The sequence below is a fragment of the Coleofasciculus sp. G1-WW12-02 genome, from assembly GCF_040219735.1.
Taxonomy (GTDB): Bacteria; Cyanobacteriota; Cyanobacteriia; order Cyanobacteriales; family Coleofasciculaceae; genus Coleofasciculus.
The window spans coordinates 1-21364 of record NZ_JAVJRX010000035.1; the positions used below are offsets into that span (position 1 = coordinate 1).

A 21364-nucleotide genomic window follows, 5' to 3' on the forward strand; every position below is an offset into this window, starting at 1 on the left:
GTGGGTCACACGGGAACTCTCCAGGAATACTGGATAAACGCTTCAGGACAGTTAGCCCTCTGGTGTATTGATGAGAGTCAATACTTTAAGGCTTCTGGATGAATGAAGAATCCCCCGTGTTTTCAACCGGGGGAGTGTCAATTGCAGCTAGCGTCGTTTAGCTTGTTGCTCAGCTTCTCCAGGGTTAAGCTGTCGTGCCTTTAAATTGGGTATTAGTCGCGAGCTTGCTGGCTCGCACTACAAGGATGAGAGCCATTATTGATATTAAGGTTTAAATGCCGAACAGCTTATCACTTTTGCCCACCCCCAGCCTCAAATCCATGGATTGAGGATAGTAAAAAATATGAGCAGGATTCCCTTTTGCCACAAAATTTGATTTATTGAATAAAAACGTCTAGGTGTAAGCGAGTGAATCACATTCCCCCTATTGATCTGGCACGACAGTATCAGCGCATTGAAAAACAAGTCAGTGCAGCTATTCAGGAGATACTCACCTCCGGACGTTACGTTGGTGGGCTTCCGGTTCAAGGCTTTGAAGAACAATTTGCGGCGTACATGAATACCAGCGAATGCGTCGCCTGTAACTCTGGCACAGACGCCTTGTATCTGGCACTGCGAGCATTACAGATTGGAGCAGGGGATGAGGTGATTACTACACCCTTCACGTTTATCGCTACGGCGGAAGTGATTACCCGGGTGGGGGCGACACCCATTTTTGTGGACATTGATCCCCACACCTTTAATATTGACGTTGATCAGATTGCGGCGGCGATTACCCCGAAAACCAAAGCGATTCTGCCCGTTCATTTGTTTGGACAGCCTGTGGATATGACGGGGATTATGGACATCGCCCAGGCGCAGGGTTTGGCGGTAATTGAAGACTGCGCCCAAGCAACGGGGGCGGAATGGGCGGGACAAAAGGTGGGTAGCATTGGACATATTGGCTGTTTTAGTTTCTTTCCCACCAAGAATTTAGGGGCTTGTGGGGATGGAGGTGCCGTTATTACCAATGATCCAACCCTAGCGGCTACGATAAGAATGCTGCGAGAACATGGGATGCGCGATCGCTACCACCATGAAGCCACAGGGATTAATAGCCGTTTAGACGCCCTACAAGCGACCATTTTGCAAATCAAATTACAGTATCTTGATCAGTGGAATCAGGTTCGTTCTCAGATTGCTGATCAGTATCACCAGTTATTAAAACCTGTTCCGGGAATCGTTTTACCTCAAGAAACTCCAGGAAGCTATGCTGTCTGGAATCAGTACACGATTCGCTTAACCAAAGACAGCCGCAGCAGTGAATATAGAGATCAAGTCCGCCAAAACCTGCAACAGGTGGGCATTATTTCAATGGTTTATTACCCCCTACCGTTGCACTTGCAGTCGGTTTATCAGAGCTTAGGGTATCAAATGGGTGATTTTCCGGTTGTTGAGCAAGTGTGTCACCAGGTTTTGTCTCTACCTATATTTCCAGAATTGTCCTTTGAGGAACAGCAACAGGTTGTCTATGGTTTAAAAGATTGTTTGAGTAGTGTAGTTTAATAAAATTAGCTTGGGTGAGTGAAGGCATCCCAATGCCAAATTAAAATTATGGCGTGGGACTTATCGCTCCCCCAAACTCCCTCTAAAGTTAATTTTGTGCGAGTTGTTCTCGTCTACCTCACCCATGTCGGTGGATTGTTGACCATCTGTTTGTTTATTCACAGATGGATACCTACTCTCAGGGAACCCCTCTGGGCGACTCTATTCTTGGCGCTGATGGTGGCAGAATGGAATCTTAGCACAGGGCAAACTGTAGAGCAAAATCCCCAATCCCCTATTGTCAAACAAATTGGGTATCGCAGTTGCTGGCATCTGGGTTTTGTGCTAGCCGGACTCAGTTATGTCTTGCTAGCCGATGAGATTTTTACTGACCTATTTTTTGTTCCCGCTTCCACGCCACCGTGGGGACTCTTATGGCTGTTAACCCCTTTAAGCTTAACCGACATTGCCAGCCGAAGTACGCGATCGCGAACAGGAGGCAAAGAGGCTAATTCTTTCTCCAGAGCGTCACTCAGGGATTCCCTGATTAGTCCTTGGTCATCGGTAGAAAACACTGACTTAGGTTCAGATTCTACTAACAATCAGGGGCTAAACTCAAGGCAAATTCAACTATTTTGGTGGAGTGGGATCGGCTTATTTCTCGTCCAAGGGTTAACCCTATTCCAAGGGGACATCAGACTCATCGGCTTAGGTGTCGCCACGTTTGTGATGTTCATCAATAGCTGTTATTTAAAGCAAGCCTTAGCCGCCGCGATCACGATTGGATTTGCCCTGAGTTTTGGTGTGGCACGTCTTTCCCAAGGAATTCCGGGATTGTCCTCCCTCTCCCCAGCCGATTGGTATTGGGTTGGCGCGATCGCAATTTTCGGATTATGGCTGCTACGTGCTGGCTTAACGCCCCAGGCTAGCACGCTAGCTCAATTGTACGCTCAAGCCTGCGATCGCTGGGCAATTGCTCTATCTACGACGGAACTCGGACTGCTGACGCTCTCGATCGCCAATATGTATTTAGAATTCATTCCATCCAGTTGGCAGTACCTGAGTGCATCAATGCTCATTGGCGGTGCTATTTTTTATCGGTATTGGCAATCTTTTGCCAAATTTAGTATTTACGGCATTAGCTGGGCAATAGAATTGACCATAGCCAACGCTATTGTACTCCTTAAGGGTTCATCCTTAATCCTCGGCGCCGCGAACATTATTCTGGCAGTTATGACACTAGTCTTCAATCGTTGGTGGCATACCCGTTTAGGCGGGGCGTCTGAGAGGTGGGGAGAAAATTGGCGGGATGTACTGGACTCTTTACCCTTAGTTTATGCCCTCGTTGGCATTAATTTGCGCTTTTCTTATTTCACTCCCTATACCGGGTTGCTCACCCTAGGTGCAGCTTTAACGGGCATCATCGTAGGGCGTCGCCGTCTTCCAAGAAAAGGCATCACCTATCTTTTCCTGGTAGGTATTTCCCTTGCCTGGTACGAACTGGTCATTTATACCTTGATTGGTATTAGTTTACACTTTTTTTATTTCACCCCCTATACCGGGTTGATTACCCTAGGTGCGGCTTTAATTGGTATCAGTGTAACCTATCACCGTCCTCAAGCCAAAGGGATCATCTATCTTTCCTTGGCAGGTATTTCCCTGGGTTGGTATGAACTGGTGATTTATCAAATACTGCAAGCCGATGGGGTAAATCCTGGGGATAGCTTTATTATTTTAGCGGCGATCGCGGCTGTAATCTGCTGTATTTATCGTTCACTCGCCTGGGTTTTGCGTTGGCAAAGCCTGTTCCGAAGGAACGCATCGCGCGATCGGGCTACACTTTTCCATATCAGCGTCACCCAAATCGAAATGACTGCCCACATTCACTGGGCAATGGGTAGTATCTTGATGGTTCTAGCGGCTGGGATGTCTGTGGGAACCCCACCTAACCTAATGGGATTCCTGGGGCTTGTCATCAGTTTGATACTGGCTAGTTATGCGTTTTTCCAAGGAAATTTACGAGTTCAACAACGCCAGTTTTCTTCATTTTCCAGACGCGCCATGGTACGTCTTTACAGGGCTTACTCACCTTATCACTTCTGGATATACGCCGGATTAACTGAGGTCGTCGCCATTGGGATCTATGGGCGTTTGATCTGGACATTGAGCCTACTCGATCCCTGGAGATCTATCATTGCAAGTTTATTCGCGATCGCGGTTTATCAAACTCCCTGGTGGCGGTGGGGATGGAATGGAAAGCCTTGGCAACAATATGCCACGATTTTGCCTCTTGTGAGCGTTTTGCTCAATCCCCAAACCCTCTCTTCTATTAATTTACTGGTTCTTGCCTGTTTTTATGCCTGGATCACCAACCGCCAATCTAATTTACGTTGGACATACGTAAGTTTATTTTTCATCGATTGGGCAATCTGGCGCGTTTTGCAAAGCCAACAGGTTACTGAACCCTTAGCGTATGCTGCCGTAATTGGTTATTTTTTCCTCTACGTCGCCCAAGTTGATCCAGAATTAAGATTACCGCAAAAACGGAACCTGCGTCACTACCTCCGCTTACTGGGTAGCGGCATCATCTGTTTGGTAGCGTTAGGGTTTTATCAAAACATTGGACTTATTCCTGGAATCATTAGTCTCGTGGCTATTTTCGCTGGATTAGGATTGCAAATCCGGGCATTTTTAATAGTGGGAACAGTCACATTTATCTTCACAGTCTTTTACCAGCTAGTTGGGTTAAGTTTGTCCTATCCGCTCTCTAACTGGATTATTGGCATAATTGCTGGCATTATTTTTATCAGCATCGCCGCCAATGTTGCCAAGGGACGTGAGCCAATTCTTGACCGGGTTCTAGACTGGATCGATCAATGGCAAGAATGGGAGTAGTCTAAGCTGACGCAATCCCCTGTGAGATCAGAAGCCCACGACATAGCGTAAGCTTGGCGCTGGGTAGTTCACCTATCGCATTAAATGCATAACAGCTTATAATTCCTCAGTACCTCTCCAGATGTCTCTGTCGTGATTGCAATTTATCCAGGCAGCTTCGATCCGATCACTCTAGGACACCTCGATATCATTGAGCGTAGCTGTAAGCTCTTTGAAACCGTCATTGTTGCCGTACTCCGCAACCCGAGTAAATCGCCATTGTTTACAATACAAGAGCGAGTGCAACAGATTCGCGGCTGTACCCAACATCTATCGAATGTGGAAATCGATAGCTTCACCGGTTTAACGGTGGACTATGCCAAACTCAAGAATGCTCAAGTCTTACTGCGGGGACTACGGGTGCTATCAGACTTTGAGAAAGAACTCCAGATGGCGCATACTAATCAAACCCTCTGGGATGAAATAGAGACCGTTTTTCTCGCCACGTCTAACGAGTACAGTTTTTTAAGTAGTAGCGTAGTGAAAGAGATTGCCAAATTTGGCGGATCTGTTGACCATCTTGTTCCCCCGCAGGTTGCCCTAGATATTTGCCGATGTTACGCCCAGAGTCATCCCGCCTTGAACCCGATAAACTCCCAGAACCCAACCCCCCAGAGAAACGCCTTTCCTCTGGAACCCCCGATTTAGATATCCAGCGAGAACTCACTAAGCTAGAGGATATGCTGTTTGATAGCCCGCACATCCCGTTGACCAAGTACACTTTGATTGATGAAGAGGCGTTTTTGACTCAATTGGATGTGGTGCGGGCAAGTCTACCGGAGGCGTTTGAGGCAGCGAAAAAGATTATCCACCAAGGGGAAGATATTCTCCTGCAAACAGAAGACTATGCCCAAGAAATCCTAGAAGCCGCTGAACGACAGGCTCAACAAATTCTGGATGACATGGGGATTGTGCAACAGGCAGAACTCGAAGCCAAGCAAATCCGGCAACGGGTTCAGCAAGAGTGTGAAACGCTGCAACAACAAACTCGCACTGAAATTGAACAGATGCGCCGACAAGCCCAGCAGGAATTGGCACAACTGCGCCAACTCGCACTCGAAGAATGCGAAGATATTCAAAACGGTGCGGATGACTATGCTGATTCTGTACTTAATAGTATTGAGCAACAGCTTGCTGATATGCTGAGGGTGATTCGCAATGGACGTCAACAACTTTACCAGAACGTACAACCCAAACAACCGCAGGAAAAAGATGGGATTGGCGGATCTGAGTCTCGTTCATCCTCAACATCACCGAAAAAGAAGTAATGTCTTCAAATGAGCGTTTATGGTGGATCAGAGGCGATATCGGATCAACCTCTAGATAGGTCGATGGAAATCAACTGGACTATCCTGAAAAAGGACAAATGACAAATGAAGATCCTCACTATTTACTGGAATTTTGCCGACCTACCAAACTATTGATAGTTTAAGTTTTTAGCCGATATAACGGGAGTTGAGCCAGTTATGAGTTACGATTTTGATCTGTTTGTTATTGGTGGCGGTTCCGGCGGAATTGCCACAGCACGACGAGCAGCCCAGTATGGGGCAAAGGTAGGAGTAGCCGAATTCAGTCGTTTGGGAGGAACCTGTGTAAATCGCGGCTGTATTCCCAAAAAACTGATGGTTTATGCCTCTCATTTTCCGGAGGTGTTTGAAGAGGCACAAGGGTATGGCTGGAGTGCTGTACAAAGTACCCTTGACTGGCATAAAATGATCGAGGCGGTGCAAAAGGAACTAGAACGCCTCAATGGGGTTTACTTGCGGATGTTGGATAATTCCCAAGTGCAACTGTTTCGGGGTTATGCCAAGTTTGTTGACCCTCATACATTAGAGATTTTTGAGACTCAAAACGATAGTACCGCGTCGCAAAAAGTGAGTGCGGATAAAATTTTGATTGCTGTGGGTGGACAGCCGGTTAAACCCAATATCCCCGGTATAGAACATGCCATTATCTCCGATGATATGTTCCTACTTAAGGAGCAACCGAAGCGAGTGGTGATTCTCGGCGGTGGCTACATCGGTGTGGAATTTGCCTGTATTATGCATGGCTTGGGTTCTGAAGTGACCCAGATTATCCGCAAAGAGAAGATTTTGCGGGGGTTTGATGATGATATTCGGACTCAAATCCAAGAGGGAATGCAGGAACACGGTATCCGGATTTTAGAGGGTAGCGTACCGACAGCGATTGAAAAGACAGGAGATGGACTGAAGGTTACAGTTTGCGGTAAGCATGAGGAAACCGTAATTGGGGATATCTTTCTCGCCGCCACGGGACGCCAGCCGAATCTCCAGAATCTAGGACTGGAGAAGGCTGGAGTCGATGTAGCTCAAGATGCGATCGCGGTGGATGAGTATAGCCGGACTTCTGTCCCCCATATTTATGCCGTTGGGGATTGCACGGATCGGATTAATTTGACGCCAGTTGCGATTAACGAAGGGCGTGCTTTTGCCGATACGGAGTTTGGCGGCAAATCCCGGATTATGAGTTATGAAAATGTCCCCTCTGCCGTATTTAGTACCCCAGAAGCTGCAACGGTGGGGTTAACCGAAGCCCAAGCTAGGGAAAAGTATAGGGATGGGGTTAAAGTCTATAGCGCCCGTTTCCGCCCCTTGTACCATACTCTGACCGGTCGAGAGGAACGGGTCATAGTGAAGTTAGTGGTTGACGAAAGCACCGATAAAGTGCTAGGAGCGCACATGGTTGGAGCATCAGCGGCTGAGATTATTCAGGGCGTTGCGATCGCGCTGAAAATGGGAGCGACAAAAGCCGATTTTGATGCTACGGTTGGCATTCATCCCTCGACCTCTGAGGAGTTTGTTACCTTGCGTTGACGTGAACGATGAATGATGAACCATAAATCATGAACCATTGGCGTCTGATTACTACCATTTTCCTGATGCTACTTTCACCCGTGGCTACAGTTAACCTCAACGCTGTAGCCACAGCAGTGACTCATCTTCTCAAAGATGGGGATACAGTACGCCAACTGCTGGAAACTAATACCTGTATGGGGTGTGATTTACGAGAAGTTAATCTGGAAGGGGCTAAACTCAAAGGAGCCAACCTGGGAGGTGCTAATCTCCGGTTGGCTCAATTAAGCGGGATTGAACTCAGCCGTGCTGATTTGGTCAATGCTATTCTCAGGAATGCCGACTTGATGAACGCTTCTCTGGTGGATACCAACCTCAGTAATGCGGACTTGAGAGATACAAACCTGATCGCTAGTTTTCTCACCCGCGCCAATTTGAGCAACGCTCGATTAGAGAATGCCAATCTAACCAATGCTTATCTCAAAGGTGCGAACTTAAAGGGCGCAAATTTACAGGGGGCTAACCTAGAGGGGGCTGACTGGCGAGATGGGATTTTATGCCAGACAACCCTAGCAGATGGTACGGTATCAAATCGAGATTGTTGAATGGCGCGTGAGTAGAGACGCTTCTTGCATCGCGTCTCTACAGTTCTCCCCCATCTTCTCTATTTCGGGCTTGCTGCACAACTCCCAAACCCTTAGCTATCAAGGCTTTGAGTGGCATTGATATTTACTCTTGTTCAAGAAAAAAGGGTTAAACCCTTTTTTACCCTTGCACCGCTATCAGGGAAAATGTGCTATGGCTCCCCCAGCTCCCTATTGCTCCCTATTGCTCCCTATTGCTCCCTATTGCCTAAAACAATTCGGGACGTGCCTCCAAGGACGGATTGTTATCCGTCATGGCGCAATTTGGAGCGGCTACTGTGCCATCAGGAAGCCTTGTTCGACACAACTGCGCTCCCTGCAAATTGACACCTGTTGCTCCCCGCAGATCCGTTTCAATGAGTTTTGCTCCCGTCAAATTAGCGCCACTTAAATTAGCTTCACTGAGATTTGCCCCATTGAAATTGACATTGGTTAAGTCCGCTAATGTCAAATTGGCTCGAACAAGATTGGTATTGCTTAAATCAGCATTTGTCATTCTCGCCGAGGAAAAATTTCCTAAACTTAGAGTTGATCCACTCAAGTTTGCCCCATAGAGGATAACATAAGAGGCAAACGCACCCTCCAAACTAGCATCAACGATTTGAGCGCCACTCAAATTAGTATCGTACAACCGAGCGCCTCTAAAATTGGCATTGACTAAAATAGCACGAGTCAAGTTAGTATAATCTAGCTTGGCATCGCTCAGATTTGCCCCAGTGAGATTGGCGGGAACTTCTGTAACAATTGCCCGACTCACCGAGGTTTTAGGACTTAAGTTGGCAGCACTGAGATCAACACCGCCTAAATTGGCTCCTCTGAGGTCAGCCGATCTCAAATCACAACCGACTAAACTGGGTCGATTTTGCCTGGGCAAAACATAGGCTCGTTCGAGACGCCTGTCGTATTCAGTTATTTCACTCAAATTGGCACCGGGAGCTTGTCTGGCTCGCTGACATTGTTGTTGAAAGTCCTGCTTAAAGTTTTCTCGAAACTGGGCGTTAGCCGGTAGTGCTGCACCACCTAAACCGAGGACTAGGTAAAATCCTAGGAGTTTGATGATTGACCGAAACAGGGGATGTTTATTCACGACTCTTGAGTCACTATTAACATTTAACTCTAGTTTGAATGATAATTCACTGTTGTAGAGACGTTGCATGCAACGTCTCTATTGCATGCAACGTCTCTACTTAACCAGGGCGGGTTTTACTGTCAAATGATAGATGATATTGGGTCTTTGTTCTTTTAGAGTAGAAATGACAACCACCACAATGTATAAAAATTAACTGAAATATGGCAGCACAGTGGAAAAACCGTTCATTTACAGACCAAATCAGTGACGCGATCGCAACCACCACTCAAGTCGCCACGTTTGCCACTCAGTTGGCGACCAAAGCTACGCAATCGGCGGCTGACACCATTACCAGCACAACTACGGCGGTAGGAAAAGCTGTTCGCCCTGCGGCTGTGCGATTCGTCGAACCGGGAACGGAAACAGTCGGCAAAATCGTGGCACCCATTGCAGAACATCCGCTGACTAAATATGCAGCCAAAGTTCCAGGGATTAACTTGCTCGTTGCTGCACTGGGTCAAGTGGATTTAGAACAAGCTCAAAAAGACGTAGACAAGCTGCGACAGGATTACCCCTTTGACACATCCGAACAGCTTGCTCATCGGCTGATGGTGGATACCGCGATCAAAGGAGGTAGGCTGGGATTAATCACCAACTTTATGCCACCTTTAGCCCTTGCCTTGTTTGGGATTGAGCTAGCAGCGGTGACAGCCCTCCAAGCACAGATGGTTTATCGCATTGCGGCGGCTTATGGCTTTTCGCTCAAAGAACCAACGCGACGTGGTGAAGTTCTAGCGATTTTTGGGTTATCTGTAGGAGGTTCCGGAGTTCTCAAAGGTGGGTTGAGTTTTGTGGAAATTCTGCCGGTCATTGGTGCAGCCGTGGGAGCTTCTAGTAACGCGGCGCTCATTTATTCCCTCGGATTCATTGCTAGCCAGTTTTATGACGAAAAAAGAAACTCCTTGACTCAATCGTCGGTTCATTAACCGATGAAAAAAGTTCCCCCCGCTTCCAGATGCTTCTTGCATCATGTCTGGAACATTGCTCCCCCGCCACACTTAGTAGAAGTTAGCGGCGGGAGTTATAAAATTTAGCTTCAGTGACTTTTTCGATACGTGATGTCAGGGTCACTCAGGTTTTGTTCAATGGGTTCGTAGTAACGGCAAGACTGGCAAGGACCATCTGGATTGACAGCACAACGCACCAGTTCAGAATTCGCATTATATTGACAACTCCCATCGCCAAGCACCCAGCGCCCATCGACCAAACTTTTCTCCGTTGGGCGGGGCGCCGATTGGACGTAAAGGGCAATTTTGTGCAAACGATAGCGCCCAGATTTTAGGAGATAGCGATGGCGACGCTCCAGGACAGCGTAGGTTTGACCGTTATAGTCCAGATAATTACCGGGTTGGGGAGTCCAATTTAGTCGGATATTACCCAGACTCTGACGCGATTGCGTCAGGATTAGCTCTGCAGGAAGAGAATCTGGCTCCATAGTAATAGGTGTGATAATGACTACACTTGGATGGTATCGCAATCAACGCGATCGCAAATCCCACTTCCGTTATTTATTATTCGTCATTCGTCCCCTCGGCTCCTTGGCTCCTCCCTGCTTCTAGACGTTCCACGCCTTACGTCTCTACATCCTTTGCTCCCCTAGCCGTATTGGGGTGTGGGGTCTGACCCATATCCCTCAAATCCTGAGGATGATTCATACTTGGATGAAAGTGTTGAGTCAATCCAACGGTCGATATGCAAATTCCAGTGAGACTTCTACCCGGTGCCCTATCCGATTTATTCGCTCAAACTACCAGTTCTGGTAAAATTACACTCGCTGACCGATACGGAATAATGGCGGCATTGCTAGAAGAGTCGCTGACTGATGAAGAGAGGGACTCCCTAGAACGGTTACTTCGTGCATTTCGCCGAGGACGGATGCAGGTGGTAGATGAGATTTCTTCACTGGGATAAATAGTCATGATTTAGTTATCGCATCCTCAAAGCCTCAATGAGTAGACGCTTCTGCTAGTATAAGATGCGATGCTAATTGACTTTCGTAATACCAATACCGTCTGGGCTTCTATACTGGTGGAAACGTTAACGCGGTTGGGATTAACCACAGCCGTCTTATGTCCCGGTTCACGTTCCACTCCGCTTACCGTTGCTTTTGCACAACACAGCCAAGTTGAGGCAATTCCCATTCTCGATGAACGCTCGGCTGCCTTTTTTGCCTTGGGACTTGCCCGAAAATCGGGGTTACCGGTGGCGTTGGTTTGTACTTCCGGGACAGCCGGAGCGAATTTCTACCCGGCTATTATCGAAGCACGGGAAAGCCGCGTTCCTCTATTGATTTTAACCGCAGACCGTCCGCCAGAACTGCGAGATTGCCATTCTGGGCAAACCATTGACCAAGTGAAACTCTATGGCAATTATCCCAACTGGCAAACCGAATTAGCCGTACCGTCTGTGGAAATCTCGATGCTGAGATATCTGCGACAAACTGTGATTCATGCCTGGGAGCGATCGCGCTTTCCGGTTCCTGGTATAGTTCATTTAAATTGCCCTTTCCGTGATCCTCTGGCACCCATTCGTGATCCAGCCGTCACTCCTTTAAAATCCCAATTCCAGGCTGACGATTTCTTTGCCGCTATTACTCCTGCGCCTCTACACCCCTGTCCCCCTGCACCTGTGCACCCCATTCCCTACTCAGACTGGCAAGAGTGCGATCGCGGTTTAATTATTGCAGGTCTAGCGCAACCCCAAAACCCCAAAGCCTATTGTCATGCAATTTCCCAACTTTCGCAAGCCCTAAACTTTCCCCTATTAGCGGAAGGGCTTTCACCGCTAAGAAACTACGCTCACCTCAATCCTTATCTCATTTCCACCTACGACTTAATTCTGCGGAATCGCCAACTCGCTCAACAACTTACACCCACTATCGTCATTCAAATTGGTGAACTGCCCACAAGTAAAGAACTGCGGACTTGGTTAGATCATTGTCAACCCCAACGCTGGATCATTGATCCGAGTCATCATAACTTAGATGCCCTGCATGGGAAAACCACTCATCTGCGGATTCCTATCGAAGAAATTGGGCAATGGATAACAACGAATAAGAAAAAACATCAAGCTGTAGGGGTGGGTTTAACGGATAACGTTGTTGGAAAAACCGATAACGGAACTAAACCCGCCCCGATAGAGGAACAGGGGAAAACTGGATCACAACAAAACCCATATTACCTGAAAAAATGGTGTGACGCCCAAACCCAAGTCAGGGCAGCCGTTGATCATAAAATGGCAGAAATGCCTCAACTATTTGAAGGAAAAGCCTCCTGGTTACTCTCTCAATATTTACCAGCAGGGACACCATTATTTATTGCCAATAGTATGCCCGTGAGGGATGTAGAATTTTTTTGGTCTCCAGGAAATACAGAGATTCAACCGTGGTTTAATCGTGGTGCTAATGGAATTGATGGAACTTTATCGACAGCGTTAGGGATTGCTCACCGGAATCAAAGTGCGGTGATGCTAACGGGAGACTTAGCCTTATTACATGATACCAATGGCTTTTTACTCAACAAGAAATTTATCGGTCATCTAACCATTATCTTAATCAATAATAACGGGGGTGGTATTTTTGAAATGTTACCTATTTCTCAATTTTACCCATCCCTTGAAGAATTCTTTGCCACACCCCAAAGCATCAATTTTGCTCAATTATGTCTGACCTATGGTGTAGAACATCAGCTAATTCAGTCTTGGCAGCAATTGCAGCAGTTACTGAATCCATTACCCAATCAAGGGATTCGAGTCTTAGAGTTGCCCACGAATCGCAAAGCTGACGCCATTTGGCGGCAAAAGTATCTAGGGCAATTTGCGATAAATCCGCCAACTTGACGCTTAATTCCTGTTCGTAGTCAGGGATGCGAGCCCTTAAAAGTCACCCGCCAACCAATACTGCTCGGTTAAGGAAGGTTGTCCATCAAAGGGATCTGGGGTTGTAGAGACGTTCCGGTGGAACGTCTGGAAGCTGGGGGAGAGAAGACAGGCTTATCCGAGCAGTATTGACCCGCCAACAGTCTTCTAGGGGAGGGGTCATACCAAATCCGGGTTAGCCACCCCCTTTATAATCTAGTCCGCGCAGGCGGACTTTGTTTGTGTAGCAGCGATTTCAATCGCCTCCTCTTGCATGGGGTTTCTTCTAATTAATCATCTGAACCTCAACCATCCTACCGTGGGATTCCAGAGAAAGCCGGAATTGTATTCCCTCTTTTAATTCAATCGCCTGTCCGGCTTGTCCCGGTTGAGGACTCGGTGCAACTTGGTTACCAGTAGGAGACGTAAGAGAGGTTAAATTTTGGTTAATCAGGAGCCATTTTCCTTCAAAAAATACACAATAAGCCTGAGGCGTTTTGTCAGCTTCTTCACCCGGAAAAATATTATCAAAAGCGTGCCATTTAAATAAAGTAAGATTATGATAAACCACAAGTTGACCATCGAATGTCCACTGACCGGGACGACGTTCTGAACGCAGCCGCAAAATCGGTAAAGTTCCCTTGGGTTTTGAGCCACAAAATGGACAGTTTAAATGAGCGGGGTCATGTAAAATAGACCAATGACTCGGACAATACTTGTTTTTACAAGGGAAAAGCAGATCCCAGGTTTTGATTAGCCCACGTTCCCATTCAATCGCAGCGGGGCGCTCATGGGGAAAGTGTAAGCCTTGAATAAAGGCTCTCTGAAACAAATCGCTTAAATAAGGTCCCAAGGCGGTGGATGATAGCTGCAAATCGTGAGGTCGATTAGAAGCATCCGTGGGATGTTCAATGAACAACGCCTTTGAACCCATCTCCAGACGTTCCTGTTCCTCCGCAGAAGCCGCCGGATAGGTCTTCGGACCTTCTAGGGGATGCCGACCGAGTAAATACTGGTAAAGTAAGACAGCAAGGGCGTGTTGGTCAGTACGAGCAGAGGGATGTTGCCGTTTGCCATCGTCTAAGGGTAAATGAAGAGTAGATAATACTTCTGGGGCGATATATCCCCTTGTCCCCAAAACATCGGGCGGAAATAAACCAGGAACCACCAATGAGTCAATATCAATGACAACACATTGTCCCGATATCGGATCAATTAACACATTTTTGTTCGACAAATCAGAATGAGCTAATCCAGCTTGGTGTAAACGTCTCACCGCCCGGGCTAGGCGAATACAGGTTTGAAAATAATTAATCCAAGCACCGCGTTCTGCTTCTGGCAACATTTGCCGCAGTTTGGGGCGAACAAACCAAGTGCTTTCTTTTTCCTTACCTGCCAAGTTTCCTGTAGCAAAGAAATAGTTGTTGGGATAAGTTGGGGCGATGAACCCTAACTGAGGCTGAACCACAATACCCGTGGGCCAACAAAATAGCTGTTTAAAATAATCGCCATTTTGAGCAATGGTTGGATTATAACCATCTAAAATCTTCTCTAACCGAGCCATCCGATTGGGATCTGAACCAGCATTTTGGTCTTTATAAAAGCAAATAACCGAGGATTTATCAGCCGTAAAATAGACTTGCTTCATCACCCCTTCACCAATGGGTTCAGGGATGTATTCTACAGTACTGCCGTCGGTGAGGGTTGCTGTCGCCATAATATCATGTCCGATTAAATACTTACCTTCAGGATTTTCCCACACCCCACAGCCTACACCCTTAGATATCTTCCCGGTAGAGAACAACCAATGTGCGATCATCAAATGAGCCGCGAATCGAGTAGGAATCTAGCCAAATTTTTAACCGTTCTTCTGGTTTAAAATTGTCTGCATTACACATTGGTTCTCCCAGAATTCCCGCCGCTAATAAAGCCGGAGACGCGACAACGTCTGCCACCGATTTACCTAATGCTTTGGCATAGTTAGCGATGGAACGAATCACGACTCGTTTAGGTTCCGGCAATTGATTGGGCAAAATTCGCTCGACTTTATCCTGAAACCTAGATTTGACTTCGTTGACACCCTCCAGACTGCCTAATACTGTCATTTTTAGCTGGTTAGCAATCTCTTGCTCATTAGGTTTAGAGACTTTAATCACCTGATTGAACAGTAAATCACCATACAGCTCCAACATCCTCGGCTGATTGGGGAAGTAGTCATCAGCGACTCCATCCGTCATCACCATTAACGCTTTGAGATGTCCTGGAAATACAAAAGTCTTTTGCAGCAAATTTTTTTGCTCGGTTTTGTTAGCAGAGGTTAAAAACTCGGTTTGACCGCCGTAATCTCCGCTATCTGGCTTGCCTAATAATTTCAGAGTTCCTTCTTGAGATATCGCGGCTAACATGCCATCGCCAATCTGACAGGTTAGCACCAGACTATAGTGAGTTCCAGCAACTTTAATGGTGGTATGTACTGCCAGCAGCAGTGTGGCAGAAAGGTCTTTAGGTTCGACATCTTTGTGTTCTAGGGCTTTGTAGTAACGGGTCAACTCGCGGCATTCATCTGCTTTTTTGATCACCGCGTTGTAAGCCGTCTGCATGGCTTCATGTAAAGAGGTTTGGACGATTTCTATATCGGCTCCCGTAAACGCCCAATTGGTTGTCTTGCGCTCAAGATCAGCCGCTAATGCTTGGGTTGTATCTCGCTCTTTTATTTCATGGTTTTTTAGGGATTTTTTGAGGTTTTCGACAGCGGCTTTACAGGAAACTCTCGCCCCAAGCCGAGAGAATTTTTTCGACCCAGCACCATCGGATACAGCAATAATTGTCCAGCTACTACTGGTATTAAACTCAAACCAATCATCACAATTCGTTCCTTGGTGCTTGTGCATTTTTCCTCGCACTCTCGCGCCAATGAGCTTTAGTTTTTCTGCCGATTGACTTGAGGTACAATAAAATTCATCATGTTTGTCTGGTTCGTCATCGGGTACAGGATGATACTTCCACGGAGGACTGGTTTGATTGGTTAATGACGATTGCAGTTCTCCGGAAGATAGTTCGCCTTTATCGGTTGCTGTTGTAGGATTTGAAGGTCGCACAGGCGATTCCTTGTCTTTATCTATTTGATTGTTTGGGGTTATTTGAGTAGGCTGTTGACAATTGGAGTCTACAGGAAATAGTTCTGTAGATGACCGGGATAATGCCTTAAAAATCGCGCTACGGATAGTTTGTTTTAACTGCTGATTCGCAATAATGTGCCATTTTTTTAAGGTTTCTTGATTAACTGAACGCGATTCCTCGGAAAGCCAGTTTAATACATCACTCAAGAGGGATTCGATATCCTTAATTTCCGCTTTAGCTGTATTCTGGGATAGACCTAGCTGATAATCATACACCTGCTTCCATAGATTCACAACAGAATTACGGATTTTCTGAGCTTGCTCCGGATAATTCTTTAACTGAGTAAATTCTTGCCATTTCTTTGCTAATTTAGGAGAATCTTCAGGTTCAAGCTTAAGCTTCCAGCAAATGGCTTGAATCAATTCTGCCAACTTTGGGTCTTGCTCTTGCATAGTTATTGTTAACCATCCTGCTTTTACTGTCCCCCCTCTCGTTCCCAGCTCGCTCGAAGGTAATGCTCCTTGGGAGGCTCTGCCTCCCGTAATAGAATTCAGTATAAGATGCTGTGGAGTAGTCTTAAGGAACAATGGTGATACCTTGGGGTGGAGGAGGTAGATTAATCGGCTGATTATCTGCCATCACCTGAGCGACACTTTGGGATGTTTGCTTCACCGATTGAGACACCCATTTGAAAAAGTGCTTCAGCGTATCGGGCTGGAGATTATCAAGTTTGACGACAATTTCTGTAATCTTCTTGAGCAGATATTCGTCTGCACCTGAACCGGCAGCACAGGCAATAATATTCGCGGGTCTTTTCTGTTTTAGTTCCTTTGCTGCATTTTCCCAAGTATCAGTAGGCATCCCATCTGTCATTAGAAATACTAACGGTTTCCAGTCGCCTTTTTGAGTTTCGCTCGCTTTTTGAACTTCTTTATCAAAGCATTGGGATAAAAGTCTCAGGGCGGCTCCCATAGAGGTAGCACCACTAGCCGAGAGATGGGGCGGTTGGAATGTCATCAGTTCGGTTAGAGGACACACTTGTTGAGCTGTACTTTCAAAGGTAATCACTGACAGGTAAGCCGTTTCTAAAGCATAGGGTTCACTTTTCAACTCGGCAACAAGTGCCTTAACTCCCTGGTTAACGGCTTCAATCGGATCACCCGACATAGAACCAGAGCAATCTAGGACAAGATAGACGGGTAAACGACGCGATGACATTTTTTTCTCCTGTTTAATTCGACTCAGTTTGAAATCTTCGGAAAATAAATATTAAGGGCGTTACTTAATATCAACCCTTCTAGGTGGATGAAATAACAGTTTGACGAATTCGTTGACCATACACTTCCAGTTCAAACCACTGAGAGTTGGCTGGAATGGAAACAGATACTTTAGCTGGCAATCCATCTGTATATTTTTTGACAATTTTACCCGTATCATCGTAAATAATACCTGTGGAGGCAACAATCTGATTTTCATCAACGACTTCCGCAAATATCTGTAAGAGTGCTTGCATTTCCGTCGCTATTTTATAATCCCAGATATCGACATCAGTGCCTGTATCCAGATCATCTAATTCCTCAAGTTGACGCACATCAACGCCATATCCCACACCAATCAGAACCGCTTTGACATAATTTTGTTTGCCAGCCGCAATCTTTTGGGCGAGTTGAGTGGTATATTGTTTGACCTCCTCTAAATCATCAATTCTGCCATCCGTAATGAAAATGTACATCCCTCGTTTAGCATCAACAAAGCGTTCAACAAAATGTTTAAACGCTGGCGTCAAGATTGTGGTTTCACCAAAGGTAACCTTAGTCGGTCCATTAACATTAAGAGTAGAACATTCAGATTCCGTACAATCTCCTAATATTTCAATTTCTGCTCCGTTACCACAAGCCCAATAGATCACACTCGTCCCACCATCTACATCTAAGTTTCCGGCTAAATAGGCTGTAAATTGTTGGGCGAGAGGTTGAACGGTATTCGGTGTTGTCTTAAAATACCCTTTCTGGATTGCATCTTGATACGCTTCCTTTTTAAAGGATTTAACTCGGTTCCCATCTTCAAGGCGGGATTCTACCCATTGTTTTTTCTCATAATCCGCCATGACATCGGGTGGAACTTTTCCTTCCAGCTTGCGCCCATAAGGACCTTTCATGGAAGCACTAGCATCCAAGGCTACACCGGTTTTCCAGCCTTCAGCATCCTGTCCTTGAGGCTCCATCAAAATAGTAAATACAACTTGCAATTCCTCCCCTGTATTGCTAACATTGACTTCCCCAAATTCTTTAGCCACAATATTACTGGGAAGTTGTTGACGGCGAAGGGAGTTGGGTCGGTTAGAAGGTTGACCAGATCTCGTCATTTTATTTCCTCACCAGACATGATTTAAGGTTGTGATAAAGCTTCAGAAATATCTTGAGTGACACTTCCTCCGGGAAATTCTAAGGTAAATGAATTTGATCCGGCTGGCATCGTGAATCGCAGCAATGCAGGAACGCCATCAGCATATTCCTGGCAAATTTTTCCCCCTTGATTTAAGATTCGACCTGACCCAATGACAATCATGTCTTCGGAAACCAGTTCTTTGAAAACTTGCTCTAGTTTATTCATGTCACTGGCTAACTGATGATCCCAGAGGTCAATACTTTGTCCAAAACTATCCGTAATGCCACTCCCCTCAAACATATCGTCAAGCTCATCCATTTGCCCTTCATCAACTTCATCGCCTATACCAATGAGAAACAGCTTCATAAAGGGTTTTTGTTTTTGGGAGATGGCTTGAGCATATTGAAAGCAGTACTTCTTGACATCGGCTAAGTCTTCAATAATTCCATCAGTCACGAATACACAAATAGCCGCTGGATTTTTAACGCCAAGTGCAGGTACATTTGTAAACTTGTCCACAAAAAGTCTTAACGGAGGCAATAATTTAGTTCCTCGTCCCCAGGGAAGTTTTTTCGGTCCAGCAATGGCAATGTTTTGGATAGTTTGATCATCAAATTCTCCTAATTCTTCGACTTTAGAGCCATCTGGACTGCAAGCCCAGTAAATCACATCAACCTTGCCATTTGCGGAAAAATTAGCGAGAAAACTGACCATTGTCCGCGCTACGGGTTCGATAACATTAGGTGTGCTAGCACTAGCCGCCATCGCAAAAGCACCCCCCACGATACCGCTGACTCCATACATTTTTTTCATGGAGGCAGAACCATCAAGGGCGAGTCCCATTCTCGCGCCTTCAATATCAGGGACGGTGAGAATAGTGGCAACGATGTTTAAATCACCATTCGTTTGTTTATAAACATTAACTTCACCGAATGGCTCAACTACACTTTGTAACTGCATTTGCGAATTGCTCCTGTGTTTTTAGGTTTATATTTGTTTTCAACAACTACTTTTATCTCAGTCTATGAACAGTATTTTTTGTTTTAGGTAAACCCGATAAAGATAGTCTATATGAAAAATAGCCTAAGTCTATTTTTAATTTCCTTCTAATCTTGAACTCAGCTTACTAACGCCAGTGGGGACGCCCTTTCCAAAATACGCCAACAATAACGGCAACCAAGTTTGCATAGCTTAAACTTACCAAGAAAGGAGGTAAAGGCAACAGCGATTTTAAGCCCAAAACTAGGGCTAAACAAGGAATTAATGCCCACAAGCTGCTACTGTTGATCAAAACGTGGGGATAAAACCGTTCCAGAACATAAACTGCGAGAACTCCAAACCCCACAGCCGCCATTAAGGAGATGATTATCCCTAAGGGAGGAGTATAGAGGAACTGGAGCATCTGACGGATCGCAGGGGATTGGGTGAAGCCTAAGCCAATGATAATTTCGAGGACGATCGCGATCGCAACAGTAATCCCAGAGACTTCTAACAGCGATCGCCAAGGGAGAGATCGTAAGCGATACATGGAATTTATGCAGTTTTGGGTATCCTGCTATTCTACCGCTGTTTATTTTTAACGGGTTTCCAGTTCCCTTCGGTGTCGTCTACGCTCCCGGTCAGCGCTACCATCCTGCTATAGCAATCGCCATAGCGGTTAGGACGCATCATTTGGTAGAGACGCGCTTTTGAAGCGTCTCTACAACAGTTCGTTTGTCCTAATCGATGTGTCTACTGCTATATCATCGCCCAAGCTGCTGCCAGACTAGCCCAAATGTTTCGCGATCGCTTTTGGCTAGCATTAGGAAGCGCTCAATCACTCAACGAGCAAATTACTGGAGAGTGTTAATCCAGTGGCGCACAAACATCTTTGCCAGTCCAGTGTTGGCAGAATTCCGGATTCCTCAACAATTTGATGCCGCTGCAGAGAGAGTTTGTTAAACCGGAAGATATGTATAAATATGTGCGAATTTTTGCTGAATAAGAAAGTCCTAACCTTGATGGCGACAGCTCTATCGAAAGGTGGATTTATAGCTAGAGCATCAATGTTATCTTTGGATAACATTGATTTTTAATACTATGAAGCAAAAAAACATTGTCTGAAAATACAGGCTTTAGTTGCTTAAAATAAAGGTTTAGTCATGATGAAAGGTCTCAAAGGTAAAAACGCTCTCGTAACAGGTGCAAGTTCTGGAATTGGACGCGCGATCGCTATTCGTTTGGCTCAAGAAGGTGTCAATGTAGCCATTAACTATCGCAGCAGTCCCGAAGATGCCGCAGACACCGCAGAAAAGATGGATCAAGCTTGTGGTGAAATCAAAGGCTGTGGTGTTAAAGACTTACTAGTACAGGGCGATGTCTCAAAAGAAGACGATGTTTTTCAGATGATGGACACCGTTATTAACGAGTTAGGCGGGCTCGATATTTTGATCAACAATGCAGGCATTCAAATGGAGAGTGCGGCACACGAAACAAAAATTGAGAGCTTTGATAAAGTCATTTCTGTTAATCTCCGAGGGGCTTATCTTTGCGCCCGTGAAGCCATTAAACATTTTTTAGACGGCAATAAAAAAGGTGTCATTATCAATATTTCTAGCGTTCATGAAATTATTCCCCGACCTTGCTATGTGAGTTATTCGGTTAGTAAGGGAGGAATGGGAAATTTAACAAAAACTCTGGCTTTAGAATACGCCTCCAAAGGAATTCGGGTGAATGGTATCGGACCTGGGGCAACGATTACCCCGATTAATGAAGCATGGATTAATGACCCTGAGGAAAAAGCCAACGTAGAAAGTCACATTCCGATGGGAAGAGCCGGAACTTCAGAAGAAATGGCAGCAGCGGTGGCTTTTTTGGCATCTGAGGAAGCTGACTATATCACCGGACAAACTCTATTTATTGATGGTGGGTTAACTCTTTATCACGACTTTAGCAAACCTTGGTCAGCCTGAAACTTG

General features: G+C 45.8%; 18 protein-coding genes and 1 pseudogene. 11 read left to right on the plus strand and 8 right to left on the minus strand.

Translation table 11 applies throughout. The features are described from left to right. Nucleotides 1–408: 408 nt before the first annotated feature. From RID09_RS05430 to RID09_RS05455, 6 genes are all read left to right on the plus strand, one after another. Nucleotides 409–1545 carry a DegT/DnrJ/EryC1/StrS family aminotransferase gene (locus tag RID09_RS05430; RefSeq protein ID WP_446334933.1) on the plus strand — a complete coding sequence of 379 codons (1137 nt, stop codon included), beginning with the start codon at nucleotides 409–411 and terminating at the stop codon, nucleotides 1543–1545. Between the two features lie 48 nt (nucleotides 1546–1593). Further along, nucleotides 1594–4419: a hypothetical protein gene (locus RID09_RS05435; protein WP_446334934.1), complete on the plus strand. Its 2826-nt coding sequence runs from the start codon at nucleotides 1594–1596 to the stop codon at nucleotides 4417–4419. Between the two features lie 132 nt (nucleotides 4420–4551). Beyond that, nucleotides 4552–5106: a pantetheine-phosphate adenylyltransferase gene (gene coaD / locus RID09_RS05440; RefSeq protein WP_446334935.1), complete on the plus strand. Its 555-nt coding sequence runs from the start codon at nucleotides 4552–4554 to the stop codon at nucleotides 5104–5106. Continuing rightward, nucleotides 5013–5726, plus strand: coding sequence for an ATP synthase F0 subunit B (locus RID09_RS05445; RefSeq protein ID WP_446334936.1), 714 nt, complete (start codon nucleotides 5013–5015; stop codon nucleotides 5724–5726). Before coaD ends, RID09_RS05445 begins: the two co-directional genes overlap by 94 nt. 198 nt (nucleotides 5727–5924) lie before the next feature. Then, complete coding sequence (gor, locus tag RID09_RS05450) at nucleotides 5925–7292, plus strand: glutathione-disulfide reductase (protein WP_446334937.1); 1368 nt, start codon at nucleotides 5925–5927, stop codon at nucleotides 7290–7292. A 29-nt stretch (nucleotides 7293–7321) separates the two neighbouring features. After that, nucleotides 7322–7876 (plus strand): pentapeptide repeat-containing protein, encoded by a 555-nt coding sequence (locus RID09_RS05455; RefSeq protein WP_446334938.1) that lies wholly within the window; start codon nucleotides 7322–7324, stop codon nucleotides 7874–7876. A 247-nt stretch (nucleotides 7877–8123) separates the two neighbouring features. Here RID09_RS05455 and RID09_RS05460 read toward each other — a convergent pair whose 3' ends face one another. After that, entirely contained in the window at nucleotides 8124–9071 is a 948-nt protein-coding gene (locus tag RID09_RS05460) for a pentapeptide repeat-containing protein (protein ID WP_446334939.1), read from the minus strand. A gap of 134 nt (nucleotides 9072–9205) precedes the next feature. On the opposite strand from RID09_RS05460, the gene RID09_RS05465 reads away from it, so the two are divergent. Then, nucleotides 9206–9970 (plus strand): hypothetical protein, encoded by a 765-nt coding sequence (locus RID09_RS05465; protein WP_446334940.1) that lies wholly within the window; start codon nucleotides 9206–9208, stop codon nucleotides 9968–9970. Between the two features lie 110 nt (nucleotides 9971–10080). On the opposite strand, the gene RID09_RS05470 is transcribed toward RID09_RS05465, so the two are convergent. Next, nucleotides 10081–10479: a DUF6464 family protein gene (locus RID09_RS05470; RefSeq protein WP_446334941.1), complete on the minus strand. Its 399-nt coding sequence runs from the start codon at nucleotides 10477–10479 to the stop codon at nucleotides 10081–10083. A gap of 257 nt (nucleotides 10480–10736) precedes the next feature. Between RID09_RS05470 and RID09_RS05475 the strand changes: the two genes are divergently transcribed. Next, the gene (locus RID09_RS05475) at nucleotides 10737–10955 is read left to right on the plus strand and encodes a hypothetical protein (RefSeq protein ID WP_446334942.1); all 219 of its coding nucleotides are present in this window, start codon (nucleotides 10737–10739) and stop codon (nucleotides 10953–10955) included. 69 nt (nucleotides 10956–11024) lie between these two features. Further along, the gene (gene menD, locus RID09_RS05480) at nucleotides 11025–12881 is read left to right on the plus strand and encodes a 2-succinyl-5-enolpyruvyl-6-hydroxy-3-cyclohexene-1-carboxylic-acid synthase (protein ID WP_446334943.1); all 1857 of its coding nucleotides are present in this window, start codon (nucleotides 11025–11027) and stop codon (nucleotides 12879–12881) included. Nucleotides 12882–13185: 304 nt separating this feature from the next. Here menD and RID09_RS05485 read toward each other — a convergent pair whose 3' ends face one another. The 6 genes from RID09_RS05485 to RID09_RS05510 form a co-directional block, all read right to left on the minus strand. Further along, the gene (locus RID09_RS05485) at nucleotides 13186–14718 is read right to left on the minus strand and encodes a protein kinase domain-containing protein (protein ID WP_446334944.1); all 1533 of its coding nucleotides are present in this window, start codon (nucleotides 14716–14718) and stop codon (nucleotides 13186–13188) included. Then, on the minus strand, nucleotides 14678–16471 hold the full coding sequence (locus tag RID09_RS05490; protein ID WP_446334945.1) for a PP2C family serine/threonine-protein phosphatase: 1794 nt from the start codon (nucleotides 16469–16471) through the stop codon (nucleotides 14678–14680). The genes RID09_RS05485 and RID09_RS05490 overlap by 41 nt, the downstream gene beginning before the upstream one ends. 124 nt (nucleotides 16472–16595) lie before the next feature. After that, nucleotides 16596–17237, minus strand: coding sequence for a vWA domain-containing protein (locus RID09_RS05495; RefSeq protein ID WP_446334946.1), 642 nt, complete (start codon nucleotides 17235–17237; stop codon nucleotides 16596–16598). Nucleotides 17238–17316: 79 nt separating this feature from the next. Next, nucleotides 17317–18384, minus strand: coding sequence for a vWA domain-containing protein (locus RID09_RS05500; RefSeq protein ID WP_446334947.1), 1068 nt, complete (start codon nucleotides 18382–18384; stop codon nucleotides 17317–17319). 23 nt (nucleotides 18385–18407) lie between these two features. Then, nucleotides 18408–19367, minus strand: coding sequence for a vWA domain-containing protein (locus RID09_RS05505; RefSeq protein ID WP_446334948.1), 960 nt, complete (start codon nucleotides 19365–19367; stop codon nucleotides 18408–18410). A gap of 166 nt (nucleotides 19368–19533) precedes the next feature. After that, on the minus strand, nucleotides 19534–19935 hold the full coding sequence (locus tag RID09_RS05510; RefSeq protein ID WP_446334949.1) for a peptide chain release factor 1: 402 nt from the start codon (nucleotides 19933–19935) through the stop codon (nucleotides 19534–19536). A gap of 29 nt (nucleotides 19936–19964) precedes the next feature. Between RID09_RS05510 and RID09_RS05515 the strand changes: the two are divergent. Continuing rightward, nucleotides 19965–20250: pseudogene (locus RID09_RS05515) on the plus strand (hypothetical protein); the annotation flags it as partial. Nucleotides 20251–20551: 301 nt separating this feature from the next. Next, the gene (locus RID09_RS05520; protein WP_446334962.1) at nucleotides 20552–21358 is read left to right on the plus strand and encodes a glucose 1-dehydrogenase; all 807 of its coding nucleotides are present in this window, start codon (nucleotides 20552–20554) and stop codon (nucleotides 21356–21358) included. The last annotated feature ends 6 nt before the right edge of the window (nucleotides 21359–21364 follow it).

Coding starts and splice junctions, on each gene's coding strand:
- RID09_RS05460 (WP_446334939.1), bottom strand. CDS start 9,071: ATGCAACGTCTCTACAACAGTGAATTATCATTCAAACTAGAGTTAAAT.
- gor (WP_446334937.1), top strand. CDS start 5,925: ATGAGTTACGATTTTGATCTGTTTGTTATTGGTGGCGGTTCCGGCGGA.
- RID09_RS05445 (WP_446334936.1), top strand. CDS start 5,013: ATGTTACGCCCAGAGTCATCCCGCCTTGAACCCGATAAACTCCCAGAA.
- RID09_RS05435 (WP_446334934.1), top strand. CDS start 1,594: ATGGCGTGGGACTTATCGCTCCCCCAAACTCCCTCTAAAGTTAATTTT.
- RID09_RS05485 (WP_446334944.1), bottom strand. CDS start 14,718: ATGATCGCACATTGGTTGTTCTCTACCGGGAAGATATCTAAGGGTGTA.
- RID09_RS05470 (WP_446334941.1), bottom strand. CDS start 10,479: ATGGAGCCAGATTCTCTTCCTGCAGAGCTAATCCTGACGCAATCGCGT.
- RID09_RS05465 (WP_446334940.1), top strand. CDS start 9,206: ATGGCAGCACAGTGGAAAAACCGTTCATTTACAGACCAAATCAGTGAC.
- RID09_RS05505 (WP_446334948.1), bottom strand. CDS start 19,367: ATGCAGTTACAAAGTGTAGTTGAGCCATTCGGTGAAGTTAATGTTTAT.
- RID09_RS05490 (WP_446334945.1), bottom strand. CDS start 16,471: ATGCAAGAGCAAGACCCAAAGTTGGCAGAATTGATTCAAGCCATTTGC.
- menD (WP_446334943.1), top strand. CDS start 11,025: ATGCTAATTGACTTTCGTAATACCAATACCGTCTGGGCTTCTATACTG.
- RID09_RS05455 (WP_446334938.1), top strand. CDS start 7,322: ATGAACCATTGGCGTCTGATTACTACCATTTTCCTGATGCTACTTTCA.
- RID09_RS05475 (WP_446334942.1), top strand. CDS start 10,737: ATGCAAATTCCAGTGAGACTTCTACCCGGTGCCCTATCCGATTTATTC.
- RID09_RS05520 (WP_446334962.1), top strand. CDS start 20,552: ATGAAAGGTCTCAAAGGTAAAAACGCTCTCGTAACAGGTGCAAGTTCT.
- RID09_RS05500 (WP_446334947.1), bottom strand. CDS start 18,384: ATGACGAGATCTGGTCAACCTTCTAACCGACCCAACTCCCTTCGCCGT.
- RID09_RS05510 (WP_446334949.1), bottom strand. CDS start 19,935: ATGTATCGCTTACGATCTCTCCCTTGGCGATCGCTGTTAGAAGTCTCT.
- RID09_RS05495 (WP_446334946.1), bottom strand. CDS start 17,237: ATGTCATCGCGTCGTTTACCCGTCTATCTTGTCCTAGATTGCTCTGGT.